A 13,055-nucleotide genomic window follows, 5' to 3' on the forward strand; every position below is an offset into this window, starting at 1 on the left:
TTTTGATAATGTCTTTTACATTGAGGGGGAGCATTCACTATGGAAACTTTTGAGGCGCAGACCATTGATGAGGCAGTTGCTGCCGCATCAACTGCCTTTCAAGCCGATCGTGATCAGCTTGAAATCCAGGTTTTAGAGCAGCCACGGCGCGGTTTTTTAGGGATTGGTCATCGTAATGCCAAAATTAAGGCAGCATTAAAACAGCCTGCTCAGGTTCAGCCAAAGCAAAAGCCGATTACTGAGCACGCTGCTTTCAAGGCGGATCAAAATACTGAAATGACTGCCAAGCCAGCATCGATCAAGCCAAAAGCCAAGGTCGAGTCGACTGCTGAATCGGCCTTAAATCAAGCCGGTAAACAAAGCAGCAAGCCATCAGCGAATTTAAAGCGCAACGTCAATGAGGCCGATGAGATTGATGCACAGGAAATGGAGCGTCGCCATCAGATCAATGTGCAAAAGATGAAGCAGGCTGCCCAGGCCCTCTGTGAGTATCTTAAAGACGTTTTAAAAGCATTAGGCGTAGTGGCTAAGCCTGAGATCGTCAAGCTTAAGGCTCATGAGCTGACAATTGATCTGCAGGCTGATAATTCGGGACGCGTGATTGGTTTTCATGGGCGGCGAATCAATGCTTTAGAACAGCTGGGAACGACTTTTTTGAACTACCATGGCGTTGACGATCCCGGTTTGGTACTGGATACGTCAAACTATCGCAAGAAGCGGCAGCAGTCATTGGAAAAACTGGCCGCGCGCTGCGTAACCGAGGTGATTGCCACGGGTCAGGCAGTCTTTTTGGATCCAATGCCGGCTCGTGAGCGTAAGTATCTGCACCGCGTCTTAGAAGATAATCCACGGGTCAAGACCTATTCGCATGGTCGAGATCCTTACCGCAGCGTTGTCGTGGCCCCAAAGAATTAATTGATTGACAACCAAACGCTGAAAAACTAAAATAGCGATGTTAATTGAATTTACCGTTAGTTAGAGTAGTGAAAGTGCTTTGACCATGTTGCTCCCAGATTGGGGAAGGGCGTGGACTCGGCACTTTTTTTATTGGCAGCGGAAAGGAGCAGAAAATGGCAAATTCAGAATTTGATACGATTGCAGCCATCTCAACCCCAGTCGGTGAAGGTGGCATCTCGATTATCCGCATCAGTGGCGATGAAGCAATTGAAGTCGCCAAAAAGCTGTACCATGGCAGCAAGGATCTGGCAAAAGTGGCAACCAACACCATTAACTATGGGCACATCGTTGATCCCGACAGTGGTACGGAAGTTGATGAGGTCATGGTTTCAATCATGCGGGCCCCACATACCTACACCCGAGAAGACGTTGTTGAAATCAACTGTCATGGCGGACTGCTGGCCACCAACCGAATTCTGCAGCTGACGCTTAGCCATGGGGCACGACTGGCTGAACCGGGTGAGTTTACCAAACGGGCCTTTTTAAATGGTCGGTTGGATCTTTCACAGTCTGAAGCCGTGATGGATCTGATCCGTGCCAAAACTGACAAATCAATGAAGGTCGCTCTCAACCAGCTGGATGGTGATCTGTCCCGCTTGATTAAGGCTTTGCGCAAGGATATTCTGGACGTTTTGGCACAGGTTGAGGTTAACATTGACTATCCAGAATATGACGCGGTTGAAGAAATGACGACCAAGATGCTGAAAGAAAAAGCCCAAGAGGTTCAGCAACGCATTCAAGCTCTTTTAAAGACCGCTAAGCAGGGCAAGGTGCTGCGTGATGGCTTGGCAACGGCAATTATTGGGCGGCCAAACGTCGGCAAGTCCAGCCTGCTTAACACACTTTTGCATGAGGATAAGGCGATCGTGACCAATGTGGCCGGAACCACGCGTGACGTGATTGAAGAATACGTTAACGTAGAGGGCGTGCCATTAAAGCTGATCGACACGGCGGGGATTCGGCATACGGAAGATACGGTCGAAAAAATCGGCGTTGAGCGCAGTCGTCAAGCGATTGACACGGCAGATCTGGTACTGCTTTTGATCGACAGCTCCAATCCATTAACCGATGAGGATCGCGACCTGATTAAGCTGACGGCTGGCAAGCCACGCATTGTGATCCTAAACAAGACCGACTTGGAAAATAAGATCGATTTGGATGAATTAGGTCAATTGATCAATGGCGATCGGATTATTAAAACCTCAATCGTTGAACATCAAGGAATGGAAGAATTGGGTGAGGCAATCAGCCACATGTTCTTTGATGAGGGAATCGAAAGCTCGCAAAATACCGTTATGGTTACCAACGCCCGCCACATTGGACTGCTTCACCAAGCCAACGATGCCTTAAATGATGTCTTAAGCGGGATTGCGGCCGGTATGCCGGTTGATTTGGTACAGATTGACATGACGCGATGCTGGGAGCTTTTGGGTGAGATTACCGGTGACAGCTATCAAGATGAATTGCTGGATCAATTGTTCAGCCAGTTCTGTCTAGGAAAGTAAAGGAGATAAAAATGCAGATTTCACAAGGTAAGCCGTTTGATGCCGGCAGCTTTGACGTAATTATTGTAGGTGCAGGTCATGCTGGTTCAGAGGCCGCACTGGCAGCCGCACGCATGGGCAACAAGACGCTGCTTTTGACGATCAGTCTGGAAATGGTTGCCTTTATGCCATGCAATCCATCAGTTGGGGGGCCGGCTAAAGGGATCGTGGTTCGTGAGATTGATGCCTTAGGCGGTGAAATGGGCCACAACATTGATAAGACCTATGTTCAGATGCGGATGCTCAACACGGGGAAAGGTCCAGCCGTCCGCGCGTTGCGGGCTCAGGCCGATAAACATGCCTACCACCGGGCGATGAAACAGACGATGGAAGAAACGCCCAATCTGACGCTGCGACAGGCAACTGTTGATCAGCTGGTGGTTGAAGATGGCGCTTGTAAAGGAGTCATCACCAATACTGGGGCTCGCTATTTTGCCAAGGCCGTGGTATTGGCAACAGGAACGGCAGCCCGCGGCAAGATCATCATTGGCGAATTGATGTATGAGTCTGGTCCAAACAATACGCAGTCAGCGACTAAGCTGTCCGAGAATCTGGAAGAGCTGGGCTTCGATCTGCAGCGGTTTAAGACGGGGACGCCGCCACGTATCAACGGCAATACGATCGACTATTCGGTTACTGAAGAGCAGCCAGGTGACGAAAAGCCCCATCATTTCAGTTTTGATACGCCAGACAGTCAATACATCTCGGTCAGTGACCAGATTTCTTGCTGGCTGACCTACACTAATCCGACTACGCATCAGATCATTCGCGACAATCTCGATCGAGCACCAATGTTTACCGGAGTGATCGAAGGGGTCGGTCCACGCTACTGTCCTTCAATTGAAGATAAGATCGTTCGGTTTGCCGATAAGGATCGTCACCAGGTCTTTTTGGAACCAGAAGGCCGTGATACTGATGAATGGTACGTTGATGGCATGTCAACCTCAATGCCTGAAGAGATTCAAGAAAAAATGCTGCATTCCGTTAAAGGTTTGGAACATGCCAAACTGATGCGGCCGGGCTATGCCATTGAATATGACGTGGTTGCGCCATACCAGCTGCACCCAACGTTGGAAACCAAGCTGATCAAGAACTTGTTTACAGCTGGGCAGACTAACGGGACATCTGGTTATGAAGAGGCTGCCGGCCAGGGATTGATTGCCGGAATCAATGCCGGTCTGCGCGCCCAGGGCAAAGGACCATTTGTCTTGAAACGCTCGGATGCTTACATCGGCGTCATGATTGATGACCTGGTAACCAAGGGCACCAAAGAGCCATATCGTCTGCTGACCAGTCGCGCTGAATATCGCTTGATTCTGCGTCATGATAATGCTGATCTGCGCTTAATGGAAAAAGGTCATGCAATCGGCCTGGTTTCTGATGAGCGTTTGGCCAAGATGGAGCACAAAAAGGCATTGGTTGAAGCCGAGATTGCACGCTTGAAGAAGATTCGGATCAAGCCAGCCAATGAGGCAGCCAACAATCTGATTGAAGCGCACGGCGACAATCCATTGAAAGATGCCATTGCGGCTGCCGACTTTTTGAAGCGCCCATATGTTGACTATCAAACACTGATGGAATTGATTCCTGATCCTGACGAGCCACTCAGCCGCGAAGTAATTGAACAAGTTGAAATTCAATTGAAGTATGAAGGCTACATCAAAAAAGAAGAAGTCAAGGTAGAACGATTGAAGCGCATGGAAGCTAAAAAGATTCCAGCTGACCTGGACTACTCGGCAATTGATGGCCTGGCTACGGAAGGCCGTCAGAAGCTGGAGAAGATTCGGCCCGAAACTTTGGCGCAGGCATCGCGAATCAGCGGCGTCAACCCAGCTGACCTGGCAATTTTGAGTGTCTACTTACGTCAGGGACGTTTAGCTAAGCTTAAGGATTAGAGAAGCCCTTGAAGGTACCTTGGGTTTGGATTATCATTAAGGTTTCAGGGGGCGTTTTTTAAGGCGCCGTTTAGACAGTATCACTAGAAAAATATGAGGATGATTTTAAAGTGAATGATCAAATTGATTTCCAGCCAATTCTGCTGGGAACGGATTTTAACTGCTATGGCATGGCACGTTCTTTTTATGAAGCCTATGGAATTAAAAGCATTGCCTATGGAGTTACACACATGGCACCAACTCGCTACACCAAGCTGGCTGATGTGCATGTAATTGAAGGATTTAATGAAGATCCAGGCTTTATCAAGTCGATGCGCGAGATTGCCAAGAACTTAAAGCCGGATAAAAAATACCTGCTGCTGTCTTGCGGAGATGGCTACACGGAGCTGATCGCCAAGCATTTGGACGAGCTGAAGCAATGGTTTGTCTGCCCATACGTTGACTACGATATGTTCCAAAAACTGGGTACCAAAGAAACTTTTTACGCCGCTGCGGAAAAGCATGGCCTGCCTTATCCAAAGACCAAGCTGATTGAGGCGGCTGAGTTTACGAAGCCAAAAGAAATTAAGCTGCCATTTGATTTTCCGATTGCCCTGAAGCCTTCCGACAGTATCGCCTGGCTGGACATTCATTTTGCCGATCGTAAAAAGGCCTATGTCTTGGATACGCGGGATCAGTTTGATAAGCTGCTGCCTGAGATTGCTCAGGCCGGCTATACTGGAAAGCTGATCGCCCAAGACTTTATTCCCGGCGATGATTCCAACATGCGCGTGGTCAACGCCTATGTTGGTCAGGATCACAAGGTACGCATGATCTGTCTTGGTCATCCCCTGCTGGAAGATCCATCGCCAGTGGCAGTCGGCAACTACATGGTGATCATTCCAGAAAAGAACATGGAAATCTATCAAACGATTCAAAAGTTCCTGGAAGAAATCAATTACGTCGGATTTGCGGACTTTGACATGAAGTACGACCGGCGCGATGGCAAATTCAAGATTTTTGAGATCAATCTGCGGCAGGGTCGCAGCAGCTACTACTGTACTTTAAACGGCTATAACCTAGCCAAGTACGTGGTTGACGATGCCATCTATCATCGTCCATACGACCATACCGATTATGCAGACGGCAACAAGCTGTGGCTGAGCGTACCTAAGAAAGTCTTCTACAAGTATGCTAAAGAAGGCCCAGACAAGGAACGCGCCAAGCAGATGCTTGAATCCGGCAATTGGGGTACAACGGCCTTTGACAAGCATGATACGCTCAAGCAACGGCTGCTGATGCACTACGCCTTTTCATTAATGCCTAAGAAGTACAAGGAATACTTCGTGCAGCGCTAATTTATTCAAGAACATAGGAGAGTCATTATGTGTGGAATTGTTGCATTTGTGGATAATGAAAAACCACAAGTCAAAGAAAGCCTGATTCAAAAAATGATGGACCGGATCATCCACCGTGGTCCCGATGATGCTGGCCAATTCGTCGATGAACACGCGGCTTTGGGACATCGACGCTTGAGTTTCGTTGATGTTAAGAGCGGTAAGCAGCCGATCTTTAATGAAAACGAAAACCTGGCTATTTTGTTTAATGGTGAAATCTACAACTTCCAGCCGCTGCGCGAGGAACTGATTGCAGCAGGACACCATTTCTCAACTAAGACGGACACGGAAGTCATTTTGCATGGTTACGAGGAATGGGGCGATGATGTCTGCAAAAAGCTGCGAGGGATGTTTGCCTTTGTCATCTGGAATCGCCAAACCCAAGAAATGTTTGGTGCGCGCGATCACTTTGGTATCAAGCCACTGTATTACGCCAAGATGAATGGCACCTTCTTTGTCGGTTCTGAGATCAAGGCCTTTTTGGAACACCCAAGCTTTGACAAGCAGCTGAACAAAGAGGCCCTCAAGCCTTATCTGACATTCCAATACCCAATTACCCGGGAAACGTTCTTCAAGGGTGTCTACAAGCTGCCGGAAGGTCATTCTTTCCACTACACTAAGGATGGTCAGTTCTCAATGACCGAATACTGGGATGAGGACTTTGAGCCAGCCGATGAGACCTTTGATGAGGCCGTTGACAAGATTGAAGCTGCCGTTACCGAATCGGTTAAGGCGCACTCTTTTGCCGATAAGGGTATTAAAGTCGGTTCATTTCTTTCAGCCGGGGTCGACTCCAGCTATGTTACGGCCATGATGCGTCCTGACAACACGTTCTCAATCGGCTTTGACAGTACCTATGATGAAACCAAGGAAGCACGTGAGCTGGCTGCCAAGCTGAATTTGAAAAACACAGATGCCAAGCTGACCAATGAAGAAGCCTTTCACACCTTCCCGTTGATTCAATACTACTTGGATGAACCGGACTCTAATCCATCCGTCGTACCGCTGTACTTTTTGACCAAGTTGGCCAAGGACAACGGCTACAAGGCGATGCTTTCAGGTGAAGGGGCTGATGAGCTGTTTGCCGGCTACATTGATTATGGCTTCTATACCAAGTCCAAGCTGATTCGCTGGATTACTGATCAGCTGAAGAAAAAGCCGCGGCAAAAGCGCTACGAGATTGCCGAAAAGCTTAAAAACAAGCATTTCCATGGTCAGGCGCACATGTATGCCAACCTGGCGCCAGCCCGTGACACCTTTATTGGTGAAGCCTATATCTTCAGTCCAGAACAGGCCCAAAGCATTCTGCAGCCTGAATTTGACTGTGGTCCAACGGTTAAGCAGATCGTTGACCCATATTACGACAAGGTTGAAGACAAAGATATTGATGAGGTTGCCAAAAAGCAGTACCTTGATCTGCACTGCTTTATGCCAGGTGATATTTTGCTGAAGGCCGATAAGATGAGCATGGCCAACTCGCTGGAACTGCGGGTGCCTTTGTTGGACCGTGAAATGATGAAGGTTGCTCAGACCACGCCAACCAAGTACCTATTCAACGCTAAGGGTACCAAGTGGGCTTTCCGGATGGCTGCCAACCGTCACCTGCCAGAAGAATGGGCAACGCGGCCTAAGATGGGCTTTCCTACGCCAATTCGGGCCTGGCTGCGTGAAGACAAGTACTACCAAGAAGTTCGCGAATTATTCAGCCAGGATTTTGTCAAAGAATTCTTTGATCAAGACAAGATCTTGAAGATGGCTGAAGACAACTTCCAAGGCAAGACTGACGATCGGCGTAAAATCTGGACCGTCTACACGTTCTTAGTCTGGTACAAGCTGTACTTTATCGACAACTTCAAGCCTGATGAATCAGCAATTGATCAAACCAAGCAAAAGGCGGCGAACTAAATGCTGACGGTTAAACAGACGGTAGCCGCTCTCAAGGAACGAGACCTGTTTAAGGAAATCATCGTTGACGGTCAGTGGCTGTATGATGTACCAGAAAAAATTGCCGATCTTGAGTTCAAGGAGCTTTCGTATGACTCGCGCGCAATTAAGCCGCAGACGCTTTTTATCTGCAAGGGTCAGCGCTTTAACCCGCAGTATCTGGTGGATGCAGTCAAAAAAGGCGCCACAGCTTGTCTGACTCAGCAGGTGTATGACGAGGAACTGGCTGGGCAGAACGTCTGGCAGATTGTCGTTACCGATGTGCAAAAAGCCATGGCAACGGTGGCAAGAGCTTTTTATGGCGATCCCGAAAAAGATCTGACGCTGATCGGTTTTACCGGTACCAAAGGCAAGACGACTTCAGTCTACTTTACGCGGCACATTTTGGCGCATGTCTTTGACAATCAGGTGGCGCAGTTTTCTTCGATTGCCGAGTGCCTGGATGGCAAAAACTTTATCGAATCGCATTTGACCACCCCTGAATCATTAGATTTGTACCGGATGATGCGCCAGGCGGTCAACAACGGGATGAAGTATCTGGTAATGGAGGTTTCTAGTCAAGCCTACAAGAAGTCGCGGGTTGATGGTCTGCATTTTGATATCGGCGTTTTCTTGAACATTTCGCGTGATCATATCAGCCCAGTTGAGCATCCAAGCTTTGACGACTATCTTTGGTGCAAGAGCCAGTTGGTAAAAAATGCCGATAAAATGATCATCAATCGTGAGATGCCTTACTTTGATCTGTTAGCCCAAAAAACGCACGCCTTTGGCAACCAATTGATCACCTATGGCAGCGATGAGTCTGATGCCGACTATCGTTTTACCTTAGGCGAGCATGGTAACTTCAAGGTTGCTTCGTTTAATGATCAGCTGCCGGCCGTAAATGGCGATTTTCGGGTCATGCTGCCTGGATCGTTTAACTGCAGCAATGCCACGGCCGCTTTGGCAGTCGCCGCGCAGCTAAGCAATAAAACCAGTGAGTTTGCGACGGGGCTTTTAGAAACCAGGGTACCGGGCCGCATGGAGATCCTAAAGAACGAAAAAGGATATGTGGCCTGTGTTGACTATGCTCATAACTACCTAAGCATGAGTGAGAGTTTCAAGTTCTTAAAGCATGAGTATCCAGACGGCCGCTTGATCGTGGTTACCGGTTCAGTTGGCAGCAAGGCTGAGTCGCGGCGTCAGGATATCGGTCGAGCACTGTCAGAATATGCCGATGTGGCCATCCTGACTGAAGATGACAACTACTTTGAGGATCCTAAAAAGATTATTCAGGCAATTCGCGACCATATCGTGGATCCTCACGTTGAGATTCATGAAATTATCGATCGTGAAGAGGCCATTAAAACGGCCTTTCAAATGGCACGGCCAGGTGACGTCATGTTTATGGCCGCAAAAGGACGGGAGCAGTTCCTGCGCGAGAATGGTCATGACAAACCTTATGTCGGTGATTACCAGCTGACAGAGCAGTTGATGAAAGCGTATAATTAAATATGACTGTTAGGGAAGTCGATACTTTGACAGTTAACTGAAGATAAGGTCCAGTCTGTGGTGCGTTTACAGGCTGGACCTATTGTTGTCTTTTAAAGACATCTTAAAAACAAGTTCTTGATGCTTTCGTTGGGAGTTCGCATTTTTTTCATAATCTTGTGCCAGAATACGAAACATGATCGAAAGACAATGAACGTTTAAATGAAAGGTGGGGGAGAAATGCTGACGCTTAATCAAGCTGCCAACATTTTAAAACAGGATCAATTGTTGCGTGAAATCGTAATTGGTGATGATTGGCTTTTTGAGGTTCCAGCCAATCTTAAAGACCATAAGCTTCAATTCTTATCTTATGATTCGCGCCGCATTGAGCCTGATACGCTGTTTATGTGCAAGGGACTGCACTTTAACGAAAAATATCTGGAGGATGCAATTGCTAAGGGAGCCATTGCCTGCGTGACTGAAAACGTCTATGTCGGCAAAGATCAAGATCAATTCGTTCAGCTGGTAGTCAATGACGTCCAAAAAGCAATGGCTCTGTTGGCGCGCGAGTTTTACAACAACCCGCAGCGAGAGCTAAAGGTGATCGGCTTTACAGGAACCAAAGGGAAAACAACGTCGGTCTATTTTACGTGTCATTTAATGAACCAGGTCTTTAACCAAAAGGTGGCCCAGCTGTCTTCAATTGCTGAATGTCTTGATGGCGAGCACTTTGAAGAAGCCCATTTAACGACACCAGAATCACTGGACCTGTTTAGAATGATGCGTCAGGCTGCTGATAATGGCATGCAGTATCTGATTATGGAGGTTTCCAGTCAAGCCTATAAGAAGTCACGGGTCTATGGTCTGCATTTCGATATTGGCGTCTTTTTAAATATTGCTGCTGACCATATCAGTCCGGTGGAACATCCAAGCTTTGAAGACTACCTGTACTGTAAGAGTCAGCTGATGCTCAACTCATCTAAGGTAATCATCAATCGAGATTGTCCTTATTACGAGCTGTTGGCCCAAAAAGCGCTGGCTGCTGGCAACCAGGTAATCTCATTTGGCAGCAGTCAGTCTAATGCCGACTATCGTTACGTGGTCGATTCGCCACATGAGTTTCACGTGGCGACGTTTAGCAGCCGCCAGCCTGAGCTTAATGGTGAGTTTAAGATCAATATTCCAGGTACGTTTAACGACAGCAATGCTCTGGCAGCACTGATCGTGGGTCGTCAGTTCAGTGATGATACAGCAGCTTTTGCCAAGGGGTTGGAAGAAACAACGGTACCTGGCCGCATGGAGATGCTCAGCAATCACCACGGGCTGTTGGCTTGCGTTGATTATGCGCACAACTACCTAAGCTTAAACGAAAGCTTTAAATACATGAAAAACACGTATCCCAACGGCCGCTTGATCGTGGTAATCGGTGCGGCTGGCGGCAAGGCTGAGTCGCGCCGTAAGGATATCGGTGAGGCACTGGCCAAATATGCCGATGTGGCAATCTTGACCAGTGAAGACAACTTCTTTGAAGATCCGCACAAGATTGATGAGGAGATCAAGTCACATATCGACAATCCGGCAGTTGAAGTGCATATCAACGTGGATCGGGCAGTTGCCATTCAGGATGCCTTTAAGCTGGCGCGGCCTGGTGACGTGATGTTTATGGCCGCCAAAGGTCGTGAGCAGTTCATGCATGAAAAGGGACACGATATTCCATACGTTGGCGATTATCAGCTGACACAAAAATTGATGCGCGAATATGATGAATAAGTTGTTAGTTTCTGTAAAAGTGTATTAAAATTGCCGTTAGAAAACTAATCTGGGAGCAATTTTGATGAAAGCTTTTAAAGAATTAATGAGTTGGATCGTACCGATTGCGATTGGCCTTTTGCTGGCACTTTTAATCAAACAGTTTGGGTTTCAGTTCGTACGGGTTGATGGTCCGTCAATGCAGCCCAACTTACAGAACAACGAGCGGGTGGTCTGCTTAAAACAGGCGAAGATTCACCGTGGCAGTGTAGTGGTATTTGATGCCAATGGCGTTGATCCGCAAGTTTCAGTAAAGACTGAGTACGTAAAGCGGGTTATTGGTCTGCCAGGCGATACGGTTGAGGCTAAAAACGGCAATCTTTACGTTAACGGTAAAAAGGTTGATCAAAGCTACATCAGCAAGAGCGAGCGTTCCAGCGGTACCGGAACCTGGACTTTGCACAGTATTTCCCAGGAAAACAGCTGGGTGCTGCATAATGGGGCCTACAAGGTACCAAAAGGCGAGTACTTTGTCTTGGGTGATCACCGCAGCGTCTCTAACGACAGCCGCTACTGGGGATTCGTACCTAAGAGCAAGATCGTCGGCGTCGTCAAGGTAGGTTTCTGGAATCGTACGCAGCCGGCTAAAAACAATATCAATCAGCAATGGAAGCATTTCTTTGCCGATAACTAACATCAGCAGCGTTCTTTAACGAGGACGCTGTTTTTGATTTGGTTGAACACATGCATTAAGATAATTTAGAAAAGCTAATCAAGTTAGGAAGATTCAATATGTCTGAGTTTAAAAAATTAACGCTGTCTCAGCTTCAAAGCTATGAGGCTGATTTTAATGCACGACCGGATGCGAAAATTATCGCAAGAACGGTAATGAAAAACGGCATCAAGGCATCCAGCGAGGACCAAAACGTCAGTCAACGCAATCACCGCGTTTTTTCATATGAAGTCAAGACGGGGAAAGTCTGCAATCAACGGCACAGTGGTCGCTGCTGGTCGTTTGCCGCGCTGAACACGCTGCGTCATTTATTTGCCAATCAGTATCACTTTAAGGATTTTGAGCTGTCGCAGAACTATTTGTTTTTCTGGGATCGGGTTGAACGGGCCAACATGTTTTTGCAAAATATCATTTCGACGGCCAGTTTGCCATTTCATGATCGTCTGGTCGATTTTTACGTTGCCTTTGCTGAAAATGATGGCGGGCAATGGGCCAATGCCGCTTCGATCATTGAAAAGTATGGCGTCGTACCTGAATATGCAATGCCAGATACTTATAACACCAAGAACACCGATGACATTGCTACAGTAATGAAAGATCTGATGCATAAAGACGCATTAGTGCTGCGTAAAATGATCAATGAGCAGCACGCTGATCAAGCTGCGGTTCTGGCTGCCAAGGAAAAAATGGTCAGCGAGGTTTACCGACTGGCGGTTTATGCGTTTGGTATGCCGCCAAAGCGCTTTGATCTTGAGTTTGAAGACGATGACCACAAGTTGCACCGTCAGTCTGATCTGTCGCCACTGGAATTTTTCCATCAATATTGGCAGCTTGATTTACGCGATTACGTAGTTTTGACCAATGCGCCTGATCATGAGTTGAATCAGGTCTACTCAATGCCGCAGCAGGATAGTGTCGTAGGTGGTATTCCGATCCAATTTGTCAATGTGGCTTTTGATCAGTTGCAAAAGAGCGTGGTCAGTCAGCTGAAAGCCGGTGAAACCGTGTGGGTCGGCAATGATGTCTTACAGCAGATGGATCGCAAGCGGGGAATCATGGATGCCAAGCTTTATCATCAAGAAGAGCTTTTGGACATTGATTACGTTATGAACAAAAAAGAACGACTGGAAACCAGACAGGCTTGCGTATCACATGCCATGACGCTGACGGGCTTCAATGAAGTTGATGGTCAAATTGATCGCTGGAAGATCGAAAATTCATGGGGCGAGGAAAATGGCGAAAAGGGATATTTCGTGATGACTCAAAAGTGGTTTGAAGACTACACCTATGAAGCGGTTATCAATAAAAAATATCTTAGTGATGAGCTCAAGCAGCTGAGTACGCAAAAACCAGTTCAACTGACGGCCTGGGATTCACTGCAGTAAAA

The 13,055-nt window shown here is 47.4% G+C and carries 9 protein-coding genes; all 9 read left to right on the top strand.

The window, feature by feature from the left end; all coding sequences use genetic code 11:
* Nucleotides 1-39: 39 nt before the first annotated feature.
* Complete coding sequence (gene jag / locus HF864_RS02650; protein WP_169461569.1) at nt 40-915, top strand: RNA-binding cell elongation regulator Jag/EloR; 876 nt, start codon at nt 40-42, stop codon at nt 913-915.
* A 155-nt stretch (nt 916-1,070) separates the two neighbouring features.
* On the top strand, nt 1,071-2,462 hold the full coding sequence (mnmE, locus tag HF864_RS02655; protein WP_169461570.1) for a tRNA uridine-5-carboxymethylaminomethyl(34) synthesis GTPase MnmE: 1,392 nt from the start codon (nt 1,071-1,073) through the stop codon (nt 2,460-2,462).
* A gap of 11 nt (nt 2,463-2,473) precedes the next feature.
* The gene (mnmG, locus tag HF864_RS02660) at nt 2,474-4,396 is read left to right on the top strand and encodes a tRNA uridine-5-carboxymethylaminomethyl(34) synthesis enzyme MnmG (protein WP_169461571.1); all 1,923 of its coding nucleotides are present in this window, start codon (nt 2,474-2,476) and stop codon (nt 4,394-4,396) included.
* 110 nt (nt 4,397-4,506) lie between these two features.
* Nucleotides 4,507-5,733, top strand: coding sequence for a carboxylate--amine ligase (locus tag HF864_RS02665; protein WP_169461572.1), 1,227 nt, complete (start codon nt 4,507-4,509; stop codon nt 5,731-5,733).
* A gap of 27 nt (nt 5,734-5,760) precedes the next feature.
* Entirely contained in the window at nt 5,761-7,677 is a 1,917-nt protein-coding gene (gene asnB / locus HF864_RS02670) for an asparagine synthase (glutamine-hydrolyzing) (RefSeq protein WP_169461573.1), read from the top strand.
* Entirely contained in the window at nt 7,678-9,207 is a 1,530-nt protein-coding gene (gene murE / locus HF864_RS02675; protein WP_169461574.1) for a UDP-N-acetylmuramyl-tripeptide synthetase, read from the top strand.
* A 219-nt stretch (nt 9,208-9,426) separates the two neighbouring features.
* Nucleotides 9,427-10,956 carry a UDP-N-acetylmuramyl-tripeptide synthetase gene (murE, locus tag HF864_RS02680; RefSeq protein WP_240936859.1) on the top strand — a complete coding sequence of 510 codons (1,530 nt, stop codon included), beginning with the start codon at nt 9,427-9,429 and terminating at the stop codon, nt 10,954-10,956.
* 64 nt (nt 10,957-11,020) lie between these two features.
* Nucleotides 11,021-11,629 carry a signal peptidase I gene (gene lepB / locus HF864_RS02685; RefSeq protein WP_169461576.1) on the top strand — a complete coding sequence of 203 codons (609 nt, stop codon included), beginning with the start codon at nt 11,021-11,023 and terminating at the stop codon, nt 11,627-11,629.
* A gap of 98 nt (nt 11,630-11,727) precedes the next feature.
* Nucleotides 11,728-13,053, top strand: a complete 1,326-nt coding sequence (locus tag HF864_RS02690; RefSeq protein WP_169461577.1) for a C1 family peptidase — start codon at nt 11,728-11,730, stop codon at nt 13,051-13,053.
* Nucleotides 13,054-13,055: the final 2 nt, after the last annotated feature.

This window comes from Lactobacillus sp. MRS-253-APC-2B (assembly GCF_012843675.1).
In the GTDB taxonomy this organism is placed as follows: Bacteria; Bacillota; Bacilli; order Lactobacillales; family Lactobacillaceae; genus Limosilactobacillus; species Limosilactobacillus pulli.

Coding starts and splice junctions, on each gene's coding strand:
- mnmG (WP_169461571.1), top strand. CDS start 2,474: ATGCAGATTTCACAAGGTAAGCCGTTTGATGCCGGCAGCTTTGACGTA.
- jag (WP_169461569.1), top strand. CDS start 40: ATGGAAACTTTTGAGGCGCAGACCATTGATGAGGCAGTTGCTGCCGCA.
- murE (WP_240936859.1), top strand. CDS start 9,427: ATGCTGACGCTTAATCAAGCTGCCAACATTTTAAAACAGGATCAATTG.
- HF864_RS02690 (WP_169461577.1), top strand. CDS start 11,728: ATGTCTGAGTTTAAAAAATTAACGCTGTCTCAGCTTCAAAGCTATGAG.
- mnmE (WP_169461570.1), top strand. CDS start 1,071: ATGGCAAATTCAGAATTTGATACGATTGCAGCCATCTCAACCCCAGTC.
- murE (WP_169461574.1), top strand. CDS start 7,678: ATGCTGACGGTTAAACAGACGGTAGCCGCTCTCAAGGAACGAGACCTG.
- asnB (WP_169461573.1), top strand. CDS start 5,761: ATGTGTGGAATTGTTGCATTTGTGGATAATGAAAAACCACAAGTCAAA.
- lepB (WP_169461576.1), top strand. CDS start 11,021: ATGAAAGCTTTTAAAGAATTAATGAGTTGGATCGTACCGATTGCGATT.